Source organism: Polaribacter litoreus (assembly GCF_054584775.1).
In genome coordinates this window covers 40,333-60,632 of the sequence record NZ_JBTLRD010000007.1, presented here as the reverse complement: position 1 = coordinate 60,632, position 20,300 = coordinate 40,333, and the positions used below count along the sequence as shown (strand labels likewise).

The 20,300-nt window shown below is 31.8% G+C and carries 11 protein-coding genes; 4 read left to right on the top strand and 7 right to left on the bottom strand.

Annotated elements, in window-relative coordinates:
• Positions 1 to 19: 19 nt before the first annotated feature.
• Genes ACW9UN_RS07765 through ACW9UN_RS07755 form a run of 3 tightly spaced genes read right to left on the bottom strand, consistent with a single transcriptional unit; the run spans position 20 to position 3,910 of the window.
• The gene (locus tag ACW9UN_RS07765) at positions 20 to 1,456 is read right to left on the bottom strand and encodes a family 43 glycosylhydrolase (protein WP_459485492.1); all 1,437 of its coding nucleotides are present in this window, start codon (positions 1,454 to 1,456) and stop codon (positions 20 to 22) included.
• Complete coding sequence (locus ACW9UN_RS07760; RefSeq protein WP_459485490.1) at positions 1,453 to 2,430, bottom strand: hypothetical protein; 978 nt, start codon at positions 2,428 to 2,430, stop codon at positions 1,453 to 1,455. The genes ACW9UN_RS07765 and ACW9UN_RS07760 overlap by 4 nt, the downstream gene beginning before the upstream one ends.
• A gap of 4 nt (positions 2,431 to 2,434) precedes the next feature.
• Positions 2,435 to 3,910, bottom strand: coding sequence for a sulfatase family protein (locus ACW9UN_RS07755; RefSeq protein WP_459485489.1), 1,476 nt, complete (start codon positions 3,908 to 3,910; stop codon positions 2,435 to 2,437).
• 181 nt (positions 3,911 to 4,091) lie between these two features.
• Between ACW9UN_RS07755 and ACW9UN_RS07750 the strand changes: the two genes are divergently transcribed.
• The 4 genes from ACW9UN_RS07750 (at position 4,092) to ACW9UN_RS07735 (ending at position 9,555) form a co-directional block, all read left to right on the top strand.
• Entirely contained in the window at positions 4,092 to 5,144 is a 1,053-nt protein-coding gene (locus tag ACW9UN_RS07750; protein WP_459485486.1) for a family 43 glycosylhydrolase, read from the top strand.
• Positions 5,137 to 6,519, top strand: coding sequence for a glycoside hydrolase family protein (locus ACW9UN_RS07745; protein ID WP_459485484.1), 1,383 nt, complete (start codon positions 5,137 to 5,139; stop codon positions 6,517 to 6,519). The genes ACW9UN_RS07750 and ACW9UN_RS07745 overlap by 8 nt, the downstream gene beginning before the upstream one ends.
• A gap of 114 nt (positions 6,520 to 6,633) precedes the next feature.
• Complete coding sequence (locus tag ACW9UN_RS07740; RefSeq protein ID WP_459485483.1) at positions 6,634 to 8,106, top strand: arylsulfatase; 1,473 nt, start codon at positions 6,634 to 6,636, stop codon at positions 8,104 to 8,106.
• 18 nt (positions 8,107 to 8,124) lie between these two features.
• Positions 8,125 to 9,555 (top strand): glycoside hydrolase family 27 protein, encoded by a 1,431-nt coding sequence (locus tag ACW9UN_RS07735; protein WP_459485481.1) that lies wholly within the window; start codon positions 8,125 to 8,127, stop codon positions 9,553 to 9,555.
• Positions 9,556 to 9,744: 189 nt separating this feature from the next.
• Here the strand turns inward: ACW9UN_RS07735 and pbpC are convergent, their stop codons facing one another.
• The 4 genes from pbpC to ACW9UN_RS07715 all read right to left on the bottom strand — a co-directional run bounded on the left by pbpC (position 9,745) and on the right by ACW9UN_RS07715 (position 20,291).
• Positions 9,745 to 12,126, bottom strand: a complete 2,382-nt coding sequence (gene pbpC, locus ACW9UN_RS07730; protein ID WP_459485479.1) for a penicillin-binding protein 1C — start codon at positions 12,124 to 12,126, stop codon at positions 9,745 to 9,747.
• A gap of 57 nt (positions 12,127 to 12,183) precedes the next feature.
• Positions 12,184 to 17,727 (bottom strand): alpha-2-macroglobulin family protein, encoded by a 5,544-nt coding sequence (locus tag ACW9UN_RS07725; RefSeq protein ID WP_459485477.1) that lies wholly within the window; start codon positions 17,725 to 17,727, stop codon positions 12,184 to 12,186.
• Between the two features lie 366 nt (positions 17,728 to 18,093).
• Complete coding sequence (galE, locus tag ACW9UN_RS07720; protein WP_459485475.1) at positions 18,094 to 19,104, bottom strand: UDP-glucose 4-epimerase GalE; 1,011 nt, start codon at positions 19,102 to 19,104, stop codon at positions 18,094 to 18,096.
• Between the two features lie 23 nt (positions 19,105 to 19,127).
• Positions 19,128 to 20,291, bottom strand: a complete 1,164-nt coding sequence (locus ACW9UN_RS07715; RefSeq protein ID WP_459485473.1) for a DegT/DnrJ/EryC1/StrS family aminotransferase — start codon at positions 20,289 to 20,291, stop codon at positions 19,128 to 19,130.
• Between the last annotated feature and the right edge of the window lie 9 nt (positions 20,292 to 20,300).

The window sequence follows — 20,300 nt, the reverse complement described above, 5'->3', positions numbered from 1 at the left end:
AGATTAACAGAAAAAATATTTATTTTGGTGATCCTGCAAAGAATTTGGCTGATTTTACTTTTATGTTTTCAGCATCTTTAAACACCAAATAAACGCTTCGTTTTCCTTTGGCTTCTCTTAAAAAGGTTTCATAAATTCCGTCTTTTTTTATGATGATGGTTCCAACTAATTTTCCTTTTGGGTTGTCTAAACGTATCTCACATTTTGCAGTTTTTTGCACTCCTTTTACTTCCAAACCTGCATAGTAATATCCAGTTCCTAAATTGATGTTTTCGAATTTTAATACATCATTAGTTACTTTTTTGTTTTTTATTTTTAAATTGATTTCATAAGGTTGATTTACTTTTACAGCATCAACACTGCTTAATGTTTGTTGTACAGGTCTTATGGTTCCAGATTCATCATAAACAATTTTATCTACACAAACAGATCTTTGTGTCCAAGTTCCTGGACCTTTAAACTCATCTTGTCTCCAAGAAGATAATGCAGATGTATGATAAAATAAATATTCTTGCCCATGAAACTCTACTATACCTCCATGATTAGATTGATACAAACGCCAAGGCACATAGTTTTTGCCCGGTAATTTTGGACCTTCATTTACATTAACCCCTAATTCGTAATTTAAAATCCCTTTGTATTCAAAAGGCCCTAAAGGATTATCTCCAACCACATAATCTAACCTAGATTTTCTTCTAAATAAATCATCAGGATTATTAGGGTCTATAGGTTTGTCATAATGTGAATGATAAGATAAATAGTATTTCCCAGCTTTTTTATTCATCCAAATAGCTTCCATAAAACGATGGTCATCAACTTTTAGTTTTACAGGTTTACCATCTAACTCTTTCATATTGTCTTTTAATTTTGCGCCCATGTGTTGCCCATAATACAAATATTTTTGTCCATCATCATCTATAAACACAGATGGATCAATACCTCTTGTGCCTTCAATTTTAGCATTAATTACAGTAAACTTTTTATCTGGTGAATCGCTTACAGCAACTGCGATGTAAGATTTTACTTTACGCTTTCCTTCACCACCATCTTTACCTAATACAATTCTCACAGGAAAATAAAGGTAATATTTGCCTTCATAATAGACCATGTCTGGCGCCCAAAGTGCCCAATTTTCACCTTTAGGTTCTTTATCTTTACCCATTACATCATAAATATTTAGCACTTCTCCATGATCTACCCAGTTTACCATATCCTTTGATGAAAACGTGTGGTATTTGTGCATTGTACTATAACCTCCACCATTTTCATGATCTACAGAGGTTACCATCCAAACACGACCATCTGGCATTACATGTGGTGATGCATCTGCTGTGTACATGTGTTTTATTACTGGATTATTATAAGGATAAGGTTTGGTATTGGAGTTTTTCTTTTGAGAAAAAACAATACCAACACTTAAGATCATAATCAAATTTAAAATTGTGTTTTTTTTCATTTTAAGGTTTTTAAAATCGTTTTTATTTTTTGTAAATTAAGTTTTTTATCTGCTGGATATTTGTGTTCTAAAAGCCACCAGTTTTCTGTGAAACTTGCCATTTCTCCAGGTAAAATAGTTTCTAAAGGCCCAATAGGTTCTATTTCACATTTTTCATCTTTGTAATACCATATAGACACTTGATTATTTATTACATCTCCATAAATAGTATTTTTATTAGCTTCAAATTTTTTGATGAACAGTAAATCATCTTTAGAGTTATAGGCAGTCCAACCTTGGTTACTATCCATTACAAATTTTGGATATTTTGGCGTGTCTAACATTTCTAAAATGCCATCACGAACACGTAAAGCCTTTTCTTCTGGTGGATTAAAATCTATCAAAGAAGTTTTATATTGATAAATAGCATATCCCTTAGGCAATCTACTATTTGGATTTAATGGCACTAAACAAATACCTCCACCTTTGGCAAATGTTCTACTCCAATGCGCATAAGATTGTTTTTTATTACTAATATTCTTGATGTGTTGTACACACCTCAATTTAGATGAATGCTCATCCAAATAAAATTCTCTTATCAATTGAACACCCAAAACTGTGTCTTTAAGGCTTGTTAATTTTGCTGCGTTTTTTCCTGTAATTTCACCTTTCCAAGTGTTAAAAAAACTTGCTCTAAAAGGAGTTGTTGATCCTGGACCAATATCAAATCTACCACCACTAACTTCAAATCTTGGAGCTCCTTGTTTCCAAGTTCTTCCATTTAATTTGGGATTTTCAAATAAGATGTTTTTACCATTAAGTGTATAGCTTAAAACACGTCCGCCAACATTAGGGTCTATGATTACTTTTACAATATTGTTCTCTAAAGCAATACAATTTTCATAACCAAAAGCTTTAACAATAGTTGTTTTTACTTGTGCAAAACTCTTGCCAAATAGCGCAAATAGAAATATAAAAAAAAGTAATTTTTTCATTCAATTATTTTTTTAAGTTCCTTTTGGGTGTGTTTTTAATTCTTAGGTTTTTAATAGCATCGTATTCTTCATTTACACAACGTTCTCCCCATCTATCGTAAATAAATTTTAGAGAATATTTGTTTTGAGGTTCTGCTCCTTTATCACCATAAGTTTTAGACCAGTTTTCTAGTAATTGTCTATGCTTTTTTAATACTTTTTTATAGTTTTTATGATCAGCTAGATTGTTAATTTCATGAGGATCGTTTTCCAAATCATACAATTCCTCTTCAGGTTTAGTTGGTAACCAATATTTAGCTTGAACCGTGGTTAAGTTACCTGCTTCAAAAGCCTTTTTTATATCCACAAATTCTGCTCTTCTATCTCTATATGCAGGTTGCGTGTAAGAACGATGAGGCATATAATTTTTAATATATTTAAACTTGTCTGTTCTTACAGCTCTAATTCTATCAATAGAAAAATCGCATCTATCTCTAGTGGTTATTACATAATCTCTTTTAAAATTAGCATCAAACATGTTTTTACCTTCCATATTTTCTGGAATTTTAATGTTTGCCAGTGTTAAAGATGTTGTTCCAATATCAATACCAGACACTAAATCTTCTCGAATTTCATTTTTTTGAATTTGAGAATTTTCACCAAAATAAGCCACTATTAATGGGATGTGTGTACCACCATCGTATAAAAATTGCTTGTGTCTAATACCTTTATAACCATGATCTGTAAAGAAAAAAACATAGGTATTGTTTAATAAACCTTTGTTTTTTAGTTGATTTATAATCTCTGAAACTTCTATATCTGTATATCTGGCAGCATCATAATGTCTTGCAAAATCTTCATGAACTGAGGGTAAATTGGGATAATAAGGAGGTAATTTTACCAATTTTCTATCAATGGGAGTAATTTTATTTTTGATGGATTTATACGTTTGCACCAAACCATGTTTGCCACCATTTAACTGAATTTGCCCAAAAAAAGGTTTGTTTTTAGAAAGTGGTGCTAACCAATCTCCAGATCCAGCAAAAGTGTACCAGAAATCTAAACTAATTTCATCATTAAACAAATCTTTTCTGTTGTAAATAAAATTGTAATCGTCTTTACCATGATTAAAAGTATGATACCCGTTTTCTTTAAAAAGTTCTGGAATGGTTTTTACACCTTTAGGCAAAAAAATAGCGTCTTCTACCGTTCTTGAAGAATGATGATTATGTGTACCATAAGTAGTTGCCATTGTTGCTGTAATTATTGCAGAACGTGCTGCAGAACAAACAGGAGCAGGTGTAAATGCTTTTTTAAAAAGCACACCATTTTTTGCTAGTTTATCAATATTTGGTGTTGGGTTAATGGTTTCACCATAACTACTTAAAACTGGGTTTAAATCCTCAACATAAATCCATAAAATATTAGGTTTAGAATTGTTTTGACTAAATCCAAAAAAAATAGAACCTATAACTAGTAAAAAGAAAATTTTTGTTTTCAAGATCATTAATTTTAAAACAATCAAAATTACACTTGAAATACTACTTCAAATTGTTTTTATGGTTTTTAAATTGGCTATTTTGGAACAAAATCTTTAAAAATACCCAAAACAGCAAATACAAAGTATTACAGAACAAAAGTATAATATGTAAAAACTGGTTCTTTGTTATAAAGATTTTTAGATGATAAAAAAACTAGCTAAATTTATTTTAGGTTTCCTGTTTTGCTGCTACAGTTGCAAAGTTGTAGAAAAGGATAGCTCTCAGAAAATATTAGAATGGTCAAACCCCATCAGATCTGAGATAAATTCTTACGGTATAAAAGACGTATTCATTTTTTCTGAAAAGAATGATTATTTTCTAGTAGGTACAGTGTATAAAAATCCATTTAAAAAATTTGAAGGACCTGTTTTATATCAATCTAAAAACGTAAAAGATTGGAGAGAGAAACATCAAATTATTGATATAAATAGTGTTCCTAAAAATGCTTGGTACTATGATGGTTGGTTTGCTCCAGAAATCAAAAAAATAAACAACAAATTCTACTTTACGTTTAATAATAGAAATAATGCCGAAAATGCGTATCAAAAAACGGGTTTTGGAATTGCTGTAAGCAACAGTTTATTTGGTGAATATAAAGTAATAAATACTAAAGCTCCAATTGTAAAATGCAATCATGGTAGTTTAACAGTTGTAAACAAAAACGAGGTGTTCTTAACCTATGATATGGATGGTCGTATTTTTATTGCTGAAATAGATTTAGAATCTGCCACTTTAAAAAGCAAACCAAAAGAGCTATTAGGACCAAAAACTTTAGGTAAAAATTATAAATACTTAGACGCACCTCAGATAACCAAAGTAAACGATGTGTATCATATGTTATTTTCTCAGTTTTATGGTGGGTATGTAGTAAAGGTTTTTCATATGACTGCAAAGCATCCTTTAGGAACTTGGAAATGGAGTAAAAACAATCCAATTTATACATTTTTAGAAGCTGAAGCAGATTTAAAAGTAAAAAATACCTATCCAGAAAAAAATGGATATGCGCCTCCTACTCAAGTTATTTTTAGCAATCAAATTTTTAAAGGATTTCATGGCAATTATTTTAATGCGTATCATAGTTCAGAAAAATATTCAGAACCTTATTTATGTTTAGATCCAGTTAATATCAATGGAGAGCAATTAACAGTAATAAACCCCAAAGGAACCTCTCAAAAACTTAATTTTAATGATTAAAAACGTTTTAGTTATACTCAGTTTTTTTGTGTTTTCTGTAAGCAATTCTCAAATTGTAACCTATAAAGCAGCACCAAATATTAGTGACAATAATCCTTATATTTTTGAATCACCATATTATAAAGTTGAACTTTCTCAAAATGCGGTAAAAAAGCCAACTTTTGTGTACGGAATGAATGCAATGCATACTACAAACAACTCTAAATCTACGTCTTGGGTTAATTTTTCTTTTGATGGTGAAGTTACAGTTAAGGTAACGGTTTTATATAAACAAATTGATTTTGCGCAAATTCTACCTCGCAGTTCTAACATAGCTATTACTATTCTCGATAAAAATACAATTAGCTTTAGCATTAAAAAACCGGGTCATTTTTCGGTTGAATTTGAAAAAGGAATTTTCATAGAACATCCTTTGCTCATTTTTGCGAATCCTTTAGAGAAAAATACCCCTAAAAAAGAAGATAAAAATGTTGTTTATTTTGAAGCTGGGTTTCATGAAATTGGAGATAACTTTAAAGTAGCTAGTAACACTCATATTTATCTTGAAGGTGGTGCTTATGTAAAAGGTCAAATCGTTTCAAAAGATGTTAAAAACGTTAAGATTAGTGGACGAGGAATTTTGTCTGGCGAAGATTATGAACCACGCACACACAACCATATGATACAAATTCGAGATGCTAATAATGTTGAGATTGAAGGCTTAACCATAATACACTCTCCAAGATATATGATTGCAACAAGTGGAAAAAAACACTTTTTACATAACCTAAAAATGATGGGGTGGTGGTTTAGTACAGATGGAATTTCTGCTGGAGAAGATACTTTAATAGAAAACTGTTTTTTTAAAGTAAATGATGATGCTATTAAATTATATCGTACAAATACAAAAGTTAGAAACTGCGTAATTTGGCAATTAGAAAACGGAGCTCCTTTTATGATTAGTTGGAATGGCAGTAAAGATTTTGGTAATATCAACGTAGATAATATTGAAGTTATTAGAGTAGAACATCATTGGGATAATGAAAACTTAGCCGTATTTTGTGCTGTTCATGGAGGGCAAGCTCATATCAGTAATTTTGTCATCAAAAACATAACTATTGATAATTCTAAATGGCGTATATTTCATTTGGTAACAAGACCTAATAGATGGGGCAAATGGAATCCACAAAAAGGTAAACTTTCTGATTTTACATTTAAAAACATACATTACTTTGGAGAGCAAAAAATACCAAGCTTAATTATGGGGCATGATGAATTTCATCCGATAGAAAATATATTATTTGAGAATATAGTAATTAATGGAGCTAAAAAAGCAACGCTAAAGAGTTTTTTAATTTTAGACAAAAACACTACCAAAAACATTAAAATAAAATAATTTTCATTCAATATATATGATTCTAACATGAATGAGCAACAATAACGAACAAAAAAGAAACTCAAATGAATAAACTGTGTATATTTTTGAACCAAAATTTTTAGGTATAAAAACATGAAAAATCATTTTTACAAAGCAATCGTAATTTTCCTATTAGTATTTACAAGTTGTAAAGAAAAAACTAAAAAAACTGCTGCTAAAGAAACCAACAAAAACCCAAACATTGTATTCATTTTAGTAGATGATATGGGATATGGAGATTTAAGTAGTTATGGGCAAAAAACGTTACAAACTCCAAATATTGACAAACTAGCTGCAAACGGTATGAAATTTACACAGCATTATGCAGGTTCTACAGTTTGTGCTCCTTCAAGAGCCGCTTTGTTAACAGGTAAACATACAGGGCATACTTCTGTAAGAGGTAACAGTCCAGAAGGTCAACTGTTAGAAGATAGTGAAGAAACAATTGCAGAGATGCTTGGTAAAAAAGGATACAATACTGCAGTAATTGGTAAATGGGGTGTAGGTAATCACCCAGAACCAAATGATCCTGCTAGAAATGGTTTTGATCATGCTTATGGATATGTAAACATGTGGCATGCACACAATTTTTATCCTGAATTTTTGTATAGAAATGGTGTAAAAGAAACGTTAAATGGTAATGTTACAGATTGGTCTTATGATTATCCAAAAGACATGAAAGAAGGTACAGGAGTTGCTAAAGAAAAAGTTACCTATGCTGTCGATAAATTGCAAGCAGACGCGCTCAATTACATAGAAAAAAATAAAGACAATCCTTTCTTTTTATATTATTGTTTAAACATACCTCATGCAAATAATGAGGCTGGTTATTATACAGGTGATGGAATGGAAGTTCCTAATTATGGTGAATTTGCTGATAAAGATTGGCCAAATCCAGAAAAAGGGTTTGCTAAAACAATTTCTATTATAGATAATAGTGTTGCAGAAATAGAGACGAAACTTAACGAATTAGGTATTGCAGACAACACCATTGTTGTTTTTGTAAGTGATAATGGCCCTCATAATGAAGGTGGTCATAAATCTAAATTCTTTGATAGTAATGGAATTTACAGAGGAGACAAAAGAGATTTATATGAAGGAGGAATTCGAGTGCCATTAATTGTAAAATGGCCTAAAAAAGTAAAACCAGGTTCTGTAGCTAGCAGGCCAGTTGCCACTTGGGATTTCTTATCAACTTTTGCAGATATTGTGGGGGCAGATACAAGTGATGGTGTTGATGGTGTTTCTTTTTTACCAACCTTAATAGGTGAAGAAGAAAAGCAAAAAGAACATGAATATTTATACTGGGCCTTTTACGAGTTAGGAGGTAGGCAAGCTATTAGAGTTGGAGACTGGAAATATATAAAATTAAACGTAAGAGATCAAAACAAACCTGTTGTAGAAGAGTTGTATAACATTGCTCAAGATCCATCCGAATCTAACAATGTAATTGCTCAAAACCCTGAAAAAGTAAAAGAATTAGCAGAAAAAATGAAAAAAGCACATACAGAACATCAGTTACTATCATTATTTTCTACTGATGCCAATGCTGAAACTAAATTCTAATCACCAAAAAAACAATCAATGAAATCATTAAAATATATTGTATTAGCTAGTTTACTTATTGTTTTTGCATGTGCAGAAAAAAGTAAAGAAAAAGTTGCGTCAACAGAAAATAAACAACCTGAAACCAAAACAATAGTAGCAAAAACACCACCTATGGGTTGGAACAGTTTTGATGCCTATGATTGTAGAATCAACGAAAAAGAGTTCAAAGCCACTGTTGATTATATGGCAGAGAATTTGTTAGAATATGGATGGGAATATGCTGTGATAGATTACATTTGGTGGCATCCAGAACCAGGAAACTGGGATACTCCAAGACGTAAAGGGCATCCTAATATTAGATATAATGATGATGGTAGCCCATTACACCCAGAATATACTACTATGGATGAATATGGTAGATTATTGCCTTCTGTAGAAAGATTTCCTTCAGCAGCAAATGGTGCAGGTTTTAAACCTATTGCAGATTATGTGCATAACAAAGGGATGAAATTTGGAATTCATATTATGCGCGGAATTCATAGAGTTGCAGCTTTTAATAAAACTCCAATAATGGGTTGTAATACCACAGCAGACAATATTGCAGAACCTTTTGATACCTGTGGTTGGTGCAATCACATGTATGGTGTAGATGCTAGTAAAGAAGGGGCGCAAGAGTATTATAACTCTATTTTTAAATTATATGCATCTTGGGGGGTAGATTTTATAAAAGCGGATGACACCATGTTTCCTCCTTATCATAAAGAAGAAATAGAGATGATGCGTAAAGCTATCGATCAGTGTGGAAGACCAATGGTGTTAAGTTTATCTTGTGGAGAAGCTCCAGTTTCTAGAGCAAAACATCTTACTGAAAATGCTAATATGTGGCGTATTTCTGGAGATTTTTGGGACAACTGGGAATCTTTAGAACATAATTTTGATCTTTTAAACGCTTGGTCTCCATTTATAGGAGAGAACCATTGGCCAGATGGAGATATGTTGCCTATTGGTAAATTATCTTTAGATGATAGACCTCATGGAACAGAACGCATGTCTAATTTTACCATACCAGAGCATTATACTTTAATGAGTTTATGGTCTATGGCAAAATCTCCATTAATGATGGGAGGTGATTTGCTTTCTACTCCTGATAATATTATTAAATTCTTACAGAACAAAGAAATCCTTTATGTAAATCAACATAGTACAGATAATCGTCAGGTAATAAAACACAATGGACGTGCAGTTTGGATTGCCAAAGACCCAAAAAACGGAGATACTTTTATAGGTTTATTTAATCTTTCAGAAAAGAAGAAAAACATAAACTTTACTTTAGAATCTGAAGGTCTTAGAGGAGATTTTAAAGTAAGAGACTTATGGGCTCATAAAGATTTAGGAATCATTAATAAAACATTAACTTCTACTATTGAGCCTCATGGAGGTAAGATTTTTAGGTTAACAAGAAATTAATAAGGTATTTATTTGATAATTAGTTGTTTATTGGCTTAGTGTATCAAATAAATGATAAAAGAAGTTTGCTAAATCAAACTAATTTTCAACTATTTTTAAAAACAGGATTAGATGACGAAAAATCTAATCCTGTAATTTTTTATAGACACACTTCATGGTAAAGTGTTGCTACTTTACTTGATTGTAAAGTCAATTTTTTAGGGTAACCTGTTGCTTTATTTCATTGCCAAAATTATCGACTACAGTAAAGGTATACGCTCCACTTTGAGGTGTAATTGCAAAATTATGAACTTCTTTTGTAGTTCCTAAAAAAGTTTCGTTTACATACCAGTATAATATGGCATCAGGATTGGAATGTGCTACTTTTAACACGAGCTCATTCTGTTTCCCATCAAAATCTTTAGGTAAAAATACTGTACTCTTTTCTGTAGGATATAGAAACTTCATCACATTTTTTACATCACTCAAACAATCATTTTTAAACTTTGGTAATGTTTTATAAAATGGATGTTGCTTCTTGTAATAATATTCTTGCAATGGAGGCAATACAAACCAAGATTTTTGTTGGATTTTTTCTATATTTTCGCAAGAAGTATTTACTTGATAATTTTCTGATTTATCAACATTAACCACAATATGATAAGGGCAAGGTGCTGTTTGTAAACCTGCATTTTGAATAAATTCTTGATGTGTTTCCTCACAAATATCAGTAGCTCTGTAACCACTTTTTGTACAAATGTCAACCTTAGTCATTTCGTCAAATGGCTTTTCAAACCACTCTGAATTTGGCAGTTTATCAAAAATATCAAACAAAATAGGCCCAGCAGTTTGTACACCAACTAAACCAGGTCTGCCTTCTCCATCTGCATTACCAACCCAAACTCCAACCACGTAATTTTTAGTAGCACCAATTGCCCAAGCATCTCTAAAACCAAAACTTGTACCTGTTTTCCAAGCAATTTGTTTTGATGAATCAAAAAAGGCCCAATTTTGTTCTACATCAGGCCTGTTTACTTCTTTTAAACTTTCAAAAGTGAGGTAAATGGAAGCTGCATCAAAAATGATTTTTTCAGGAGTTTCTTCTCCAAAATCAATAGGTGTATTTGCATAAAAAGTAGGTTCTGCAAATTCATTGGTAAAATAGCTACTCGACGTTTCTGTATAATGATTCACTGTGGATGCCAATGATGCATAGCTTTTGCATAAATCCCACAAATTACTTTCAGCACCTCCTAAAGCCAAAGTTAACCCATAATGACTGGGACTTTTTTTAATATCCTTTAAATGTAATTGTTGCAAATAATGATGGAATTTTTCCAAACCAAAATCCTTTAATAGTCGAACAGCAGGAACATTTAAAGATCTGGATAATGCCAATTTCGCAGCAACTGCACCTGCATATTTTTTATCGAAATTTTCGGGTTGATAACTGCCATAATTTGTGGGTACATCAGTAACCAAAGAATTGGCCAACAACTCTCCTTGATCTAACATTGCAGCATATAAAAACGGTTTTAAAACACTACCAGTACTTCTAGGTTTATCAATAATATCAACACTTTTTTGATGCTTTATAGTTGTGGGTGAGTTCCCAACATAACTCATCACTTTTCTTGTTTTTACATCTAAAACCAACACTGCAATATTATGAATTCCGTTTTTAGACAATTGGTTGTAATGATGTTGTACAATATCGTTGGTTTGATATTGCAGTTTTTTATCAATCGTAGTTTTTACGAATTCGCCTTTTTTCTCCTTATTTATTTTTTGTAACAAATGCGAAGCAATTTGCGGCAATGGATAAGGTTTTTGAGGCAAATCTTCTAAAATAGATAACTCATAGGTAAGCGAATCAATAACCTTTTTGGTGAGTAACTTTTTTAACAAACGGTTTCTTTTTGCTAATAATTTTTGTTGATTTTTCCCTGGATAAATCAATTTAGGCGCGTTAGGCAAAACTGCTAATGTTGCAGCTTCTGCCCAAGATAAATCTGAAGATTGTCGATTGAAAAATCGCCAAGAAGCTGCATCTAAACCCACAACATTTCCTCCAAAAGGTGCATTACTACTCCAAAATGCCAATATTTCTTCTTTGCTTGCGCTAAACTCTAATCTAGAGGCTAAAATGAGTTCTTTGAGTTTTTCAAAATAAGTTCTTGGTCTGTCATTTCTACTTAATCTGATAACTTGTTGCGTAATTGTACTACCACCTCTTACTACCCTACCAGCTTTTATGTTTTGTTTTAAAGCATTAAACATTGACACAGGATTAAATCCCGGATGTTTGTAAAAATGTTCGTCTTCAAACTGAATTAAACAAGTTTTAAATTTATCTGGAACAGTATCATTATGTGGAAATCTCCATTGACCATCATCTGCAATTAATGCCCCTAATAATTCGCCATTATTACTGGTAATTACTGTTGATGTTGGTTTTGTAAAGAGTTTTTTTGGCAAACAAAAGGCATAGAACATCAACAGAATAACAACAAAAATTGTTTTCTTTTTGTGTTTCTCCTGCAAGGTTTTTAAAACCTTGTAGGTTTGTTTATATAACCAATTCTTTTTCACTTTTTGGGTTTCTAAATTATACCTACTAGGTCTTGGAGACCTTGCAGGATTATCTAATTACTTTACAACCTCAATCCAACGTCCTTGAGTTCTTACCAAATAATCATTATCATACATTGCCTCAACTTGTACTCCAGGCAAATAATATTTACCCAAATAAGCTGCATTCAATAACACTGTAAACGTTTTCACTTCAGCTGAACTTCTGCCTTCGTTTATATCAAAATAGAAATTCACTCGGTCGTCACGAATATCTGTATAACGTGCTTCACTTTTTGCAGTTGTTCCAAAGTCTGTAAAACGAGTATTCACAATTTCCCAACCTGATGGAAAAATCTGGGTTAACGCAATATCTTTTACAACTTGATTTTTTGGATTGCTTACATTTATTTTAGCGACAAAATCTTGACCTTGTTTTAAGGTATTGATGTCAATTTTGTTTCCTTTTAAATCTTTATAATTTACTGATACCGTAAAACCTCTACTTTCTGAAATTTCATCACCCAAAGGCAATTTCCCTGAATTGATAATTCTTGCAAAAACAATATTGTTTTCATTATTTTTTATAGTGATGGAATTGGCTCCTTCTTTCAAATCAATACTTCTTTGCACCATTGAACTTGAGGTTTTAATAACTTCATTATTCCCTTTTTGAGTAAAATCTATGTTGATGGCTTTTCCTCCATTTTTTACTACCATTTTACCAATAGCTAACAAACTATAGGCTGTAGATTGTGTGCTCATCCATTGATCACTAGACAAGTCTTTTGCGATACTTTTCGCAACATCTTTTATTGCATTGCTATTGGTTAATAACATCGTTTCTAAAGCCATCGCTCTATTTCTAGCTTCTGAACCATAATTGTAATAGTTGTATCCTGAGAAATTTAAGTTGGCTTTGCTCGTAATTTCATTCGCAGCTTCTTTTTGCCCCACTAAAGCATAGGTAGCTGCCAATCTCCATTTTGCTTCATTAGAAATGCTTGTAAATTCTCGCAAACGATTCATTGCAGATAAATCTGGGCTGCCAGCTAAAGCCAATGTGTACAATCTGTATGCCTGAGCTAAATCTCTTGAATAGCTGTTGTAAGATGGTCGCCAATTTCTAGCAGCTTCTTTTTGATATTTTATAAAATTATTCTTAAACGTTAATGGCAAAACGAACCCTTTTCGTTCTGCTTCAAGCATAAAATGACCTGCATACGTTGTACCCCAATCACTGATATAGCTTTCGCCTAACCAATAACTTAAACCGCCATTGGCTTTCTGAAAATTCCCTAAACGTGCAATTCCTTTTTCTATATTTCTTTGGATTTTTGTTTTCTTCGTTGATGATAAATCGAATAAATCTGTTAAAAACAATTGAGGAAAAACACTAGAGGTAGTTTGTTCTACACAGCCATGTGGATACTGAATTAAATATTCTAATCTTCCTGAAAAATTGATATTTGGAATGGTAGATAACTCTAAAATTGCTGAATTAGAACCTTTGACGCCAAAAGTATTAAAGTTGATCACTTTAGTCTGATTCGCCTCTACATTGCCATCAATAACTTTTGATGTAATTGGGTTTGGATTCACTACATCCAACTCTACTTTATAGGTTGATTTTTCTCCTGACCCAGTTGCTATAATTTCAACAGTGTTGATTCCTTTTCCGTTTAAAACATCCAACTCAAAATAGACCATTTTTTCATCTGGTTTATCAAAATTGATATTTTGTGTTTTGTTGCCAATTACTTTAATTCCATCTGAAGTGATCACCTGAACAGTAACATTGTTCACTTTCTTATCCATCGCAAAAACAGAAATTGGTAAGGTCACTTTTTCTTTTGGTGATAATTTTCTTGGCAACGTAGCTAAAACCATCAACGGTTTTTTAACTGGCGTTGCTTTTTCTGCAGTACCAAAAGCTTCCGTATTTACATCACCAGCAACAACCATTGTTCTTACTGAACCAATATAATTTGGTAAGGTGATTTTATGTGATTTTGTATTACCTGCTTTTAACTCAAATGGACCTAAAAATTTCACAACAGGTTTAAAACGATTCGCTTTTTGATTTTTCCCTTTTGCTAAATTCCCATCTCCACCAATGGCATATACTTGATCTACACTTCCAGAATAAGCACCAATTACATCATCAAAAATATCCCACGTTTTTACACCCAAAGCTTCTCTTGCATAAAATGTATGGTAGGCATTTGGTGTTTTAAATCGTGTTAAATCTAACAAACCTTCTTCTACAATTGCCAAAGTATAGGTCATTGGTTTGTCGTTTTCTTCAGATACTTTTACCGTGAATTCTTTTTCAGGTTGCAATTCATCTGGCATTGAAATTTGAGGAGCTAATTTGGTGTTCTTATCTTCTACCAACATCGGAATTACACCAAACAAACGAATAGGTAAATCATTTTCTGTGACTTGGTGTGGTTGTAATAAAGAAATATTTACAAACACGTTTGGTGTCATATTTTTGTTAATCGGAATTTCTACAGAAGTCGTTCTTTTTTGTGTTGCTACCCATTTGGTTTCTAAAACTTTTGTTCCATTTTCTATACTGATTAAAGCCCGTCCTTGCGCACCAGAAGGAAAGGTAATTTTAGCGGTTTCGCCTACATTATACCTTTCTTTATCCGCAGAAAAGACCAACATTTTTGCAGCTTCTTTATCTCCAGAAGTAGAGTTTTGCCACCAATTTCTGTAAAAATAAGCGGTTCTTCCAGTAGCGTGTCCGCTTTTTTGATCAATCACTCTTATTAAAAAACGACCTCTATCTCTTTCTGGAATATTGAGTTTAAAGCTTCCTTTTCCGCTTGAATTTGTGGTTACTTTTAGGGTTTTGTATCGATTGCGATAACTGCTAGATGTATATCTTGATAAATTATCATCAGAAGAACTCCACCACCATCGCCAGCGTATTTGATACACTTCAACTTGTAACGTTCTATTTGGCATTGTGCTGCCTTTTTCATCCACAGAAACCACATCAAAAGTTTGATTTTCATTGGTGAAAAACGAGCCATATCTGTTTCCTTCAGGAGATTTTAATCCTACAAAACTTGTAAACGGAGCGTATTTTTTGGTGAATGCATCTATGGAAAAATCACCTCCATTTTCAAAAGCTCTTACCAAGAATTGTACGTTTAGCATTCCTGGAGCATTTTTCCCAACCTTTAAATTACTACTTACATTTGCAATTCCATTTTCGTCTAATTTCCCTTCAAAAATGTTGATTTCTTCTGTTGAAAAGGTTCTTGAAGGATCAGAAAACACGTAATCTCTATACTTTTTAAAACTGTAATTGGTTGATGAAACTTTTGCTTTAATTTCTGCCTTCAAATTTTTTGCTGGTGTGCCATGCAACCATTTTACATCTAAAGTCCCTTTTATTTTTTCATCACTAGTAAGAATTTCATCGTCAAAATCGACTTTAATTTTAAGTCTATTGGGCTTAACAGTTTCAACTTTTAAATTTTTATAAAATTTTACACCTCCCACAGAAACTTTTGCACGATAGTTTCCAGTTTGTGCTTCTTGATTTGTAGTTACCGTAAATTTGTAAAAATTATTAATGTTTTCTGAAGTTACTTTTTTGTAAATCAATTTTCCACTTGGGTTGGTCACTTCTAATTTTATAGGGTGATTTTCAGGTAGTTTATTATCGGCATCATTCAATAAAAACGTCAAGTGAATATCATCTCCAGGTCTCCAAACACCACGTTCTCCATAGATATATCCCTTTAATCCTTTTTGAGTTTTGCTACCAGAAACATCAAACTTGCTTAGGGAAAGCGAATTCCCATCAAACAATTTTATATAGCCTTTGTTCTCTCCTTTTGAGGCGATTGCAAAAGCTGCATTTTTAGTAGAATTAATCGTTAGAATACCTTCTGAATTTGTTTTCCCTGAGGCGATTTCTTGTTGCTGAAAATTATATAATTTTACGGTTGCACCCTCTTCTGTATTTGTATTAACAATGTTGGTAATGGCAAAGAAATAATCATTATTTGTTCCTTTTTTAGCGATAATACCCAAGTTAGAAGCTAACAAATTTTGTGCGATCATTCTATCTTCATCATAATACGCATCGTTACAAGGATTGTCTCTTTGCCTCCAATTGTATCTATAATTTTTATATCGATATAATTTGTTATCCCAATACAATTCTTCTCTTGCATCTTCCTCTTCTATTGCGTTTAGATTGTCATATTCATCTTCAAAATCGTTAGAATTTTCTGATATTGAATTCTCTTCTGAACAATTGTATAGGGTTTGATTTTTATTAAAACTCAGCTCCACTCTATAGATTGCTCCTGGTTCTGTAGCTACCATTTTTGCAATATCTATGCTATACGCTTTCCACTTTTGATAATAATTTTCAGCATCTTCCACTAAAGTGATATGCTGTTTTGCAACTCTTCTACCAACCCTTTTAATCTCATAACTATTATTACTATTGATATTATTTTCTTGTAAAAATTGCAATACATTCTCTTCATAAATTTTGATAATTCGTACAGTTACCTCTTTTACATTAATCGCCTCAAAATTGTATTTTAATTCGTTGGAATTTGGTAAAATTGTTCCACTAGAAATAGCTCTAATTTGCGGTTTCTTTTGCTGAAATGTAATGACCTCTTTAACGTTTTCTTTAAGTCTATAATTATCGGTGTTTTTTATCCCTGGAAAAACAGATACAGTAATATTCCCTTGAAACTTAGCATCAGAAAATACTTTTAGTTGATTTCCGTTGATGATAAAACGTGGATTTTTTACGTTCTGAACATTAACTAATCCTCTGATATTTTGTTGTTTTTTCAGGGCATCAGAAAAGTTTACAGAAATGTATTGTTCATTGGCATTTACCACGTGAACACTAATCACTTTAAAATTGTTTTTACCTGGAATTAAAATTTCATTTTCGCCTTTATTATCAGCATTTATGATATCACCATTCCATTTTACTACTAATTTACTATCCTCCTCAAAACGTTGAATGCTGTCAATTTTGAATTCAAAAACTTTTGCATCTTCATAAGATTCGTTCCAAACAATATTCTTTTGAATTCCTTTTTGAGAGGCATTCATCATTTTTTTAGCATTTTCTAAAGAAATAACATCAGCAGATTTTAATTCCCCCTCTATATATTGATATTCTTTAGAATACGATTGTAACGGTTTTGTTTGAATCGAAAAATTTGGAGTGATGGTTTTAAATTGGAAAGTATATGTTTTAAATTCATCAGGAATTGATTTATAAATATTTGCCAATTTTACATTTACAGTGTACTCTGTATCTACTTTTAAATTTTCATCTGGAATAAACATAAAAGCGTGGTTGTTGACTACTTTTATTTTTCCTTCAACATAAGGTTTTACGGAAATTAGATCTTCTGTGATTTCTTGATTGGCCTCCCAGCCTTCCACATCTTTTCCTAAACTAATATTGATACTCTCAGTGATAGAAACCACTCCTGAAGTTGTATAACTAATATATTCTTTAAATTTATAGATATTATCTGTTTGTACTGTTTCTTTTTTACAAGCAAAAATCAATACAAAAATAGCGAAAGTAGTAAGGATGTGTTTGGTTTTCATAGTAGTGGTGTTTATAAGCACAACTCAAAAATAAGGATTTAAATATCTAAAAAATTAACAAATGAGAATTCGTAACAATTTGTTTAGAATTTGATAATTACCACTTTTTGCATTTTTTAAAAATCATATCATAATTTTTTGAGGTTTATGATTTTGTAACTTCTATAAATGATAGTGGTTTTAGTTGATTTTTATAGTAGAAAAACTTGTTTTTTATGTGAAAGTACATTAAATGAAAAACCCCGATTGCAGAGCTTCTAACTCGTTTTCGGGGTTTTGTAGGATCTAAATTTATACTTATTCAACTCATAAATAAGTGTTTTATACATCCTACTTAAAGATGTGTATTGTTTTGATTTTGAGTAATTAAGATTGTTTTAGTTGCCATTTCCAAGCAGATTCTAAAGCATCTGCAAGGTCTTTTTCTGTTTTCCAGTTTAATTCTTTATTAGCAATTGTGGTATCAGCATAGGCAGCAACAACATCACCTTCACGTCTGTCTACAATTTTATAATTTAATTTTAAATTGTTTACTTTTTCAAAAGTTTGAATTACCTCTAAAACAGAACTTCCAGTTCCTGTACCAATATTAAAATACTCAAATGCTTTTTTATTCTTTTTATTGATTAATCTTGTTAAAGCTGCAATGTGTGCCTTTGCTAAATCTACAACATGGATATAATCACGAACAGCAGTTCCATCTTCAGTAGGATAATCATCACCAAAAACAGACAATTGCTCACGAATTCCAGCAGCAGTTTGTGTAATAAATGGAATTAAGTTTTGAGGAACTCCTAATGGTAATTCGCCAATTTTAACAGAAGGATGTGCTCCAACAGGATTGAAATAACGCAATGCAATTGTATTAATATTGTGTGCATTACTAGCATCTCTAATAATTTCTTCGCCAATTTGTTTGGTATTTCCATATACAGATTCTGCAGCTTTTACAGGTGCATTTTCTGTAATTGGCAGTTCATCTGCTTGTCCGTAAACTGTACAAGAAGAAGAAAAGATAAAATTATCTAAATTACGATCTCTCATTTCTTGTAAAAGATATACCAAACTACCAATGTTATTTTCGTAATATTCTAATGGTTTTCCCATACTTTCTCCAACAGCTTTATAAGCAGCAAAATGGATAATACCATCTACTTTGTTGGTATCGAAAAAATGTTTCACATCATTTTTAACTCGTAAATCTATTTGATGAAAATCTGGTTTAGTACCAGTTATTGCTGTAATATTATCTAAAACAGAAATTGTTGTGTTCGATAAATCGTCTATAATTACCACTTCAAAACCTTCGTTTTGTAATTCTACTACTGTGTGCGATCCTATAAAACCTAGACCTCCTGTTACTAATATTCTTTTCATTTGTTTAATTGTTTTAGGGTTAATTATTTTAAAAAGTTGATGATTGTTTCTGTAATAAAAGTGAGTTGTTCTTCATCTAATTCTGTGTGCATAGGTAAAGAGATCACTGTTTTTATTAATTTGTTAGTTACAGGAAAATCTTCTTCTTTATACCTTTCATCTTGATACGCTTTTTGCGAATGTAAAGCTACAGGATAATAAATTGCATTAGGTACGCCCTCTGCTAGCAAATGCTTGTGCAATTCATCTCTTTTTCCGTTTGTAATTTGTAGTGTATATTGATGATATACGTGGCAGTCGCAAACATCGCAAATAGAATTACAATGCGCTGTTTTGTTAGATTTTACAGTTGGTGTAATAATGTTTGGATGATTGGCAAAAGCAATATTATAAAAACGAGCTGCATTTCTACGAGCATTACAATAACTATCTAGCTTTGGTAATTTTGCTTTTAATACAGCTGCTTGTACAGAATCTAATCTAGAGTTTACACCAACCACATCATGATAATATCTTTCGTACATTCCGTGATTTACAATTCCACGAATGGTGTGTGCCAATTCATCATCATTTGTAAAAATAGCACCTCCATCTCCATAACAACCTAAGTTTTTTGATGGAAAAAAAGAAGTTGTACCCACATTACCAATAGTTCCTGCTTTTTTTTGCGAACCGTCTTTAAAAGTATAATTAGCACCAATTGCTTGTGCATTATCTTCAATTACAAATAAATTATGTGCTTTTGCTATTTCTAAAACGGCATCCATATTGGCTACTTGTCCAAATAAATGAACAGGTACAATGGCTTTGGTTTTTGGTGTAATTGCTTTTTTTAATGCGTCTATATCAATATTAAAAGTATCTTCTTCTACATCAACCAAAACAGGAGTTAATTTTAAAAGTGCAATGACTTCTACAGTTGCAGCAAAAGTAAAATCTGCTGTAATTACTTCATCACCTTGTTCTAAACCTAAACCCATCATTGCAATTTGCAAGGCATCTGTTCCGTTTGCGCAAGGAATTACGTGTTTTACGCCTAAATATTCTTCTAAATCTTGTTGAAATTCTTTTACTAAAGGACCATTTATATATGCTGATGAGTTTAAAACTTCCTGAATTGAAGTGTCTACAGTTTCTTTAATTTGTTGATATTGACTTTGCAAATCAACCATTTGAATTTTTTTCATAAAACCTCC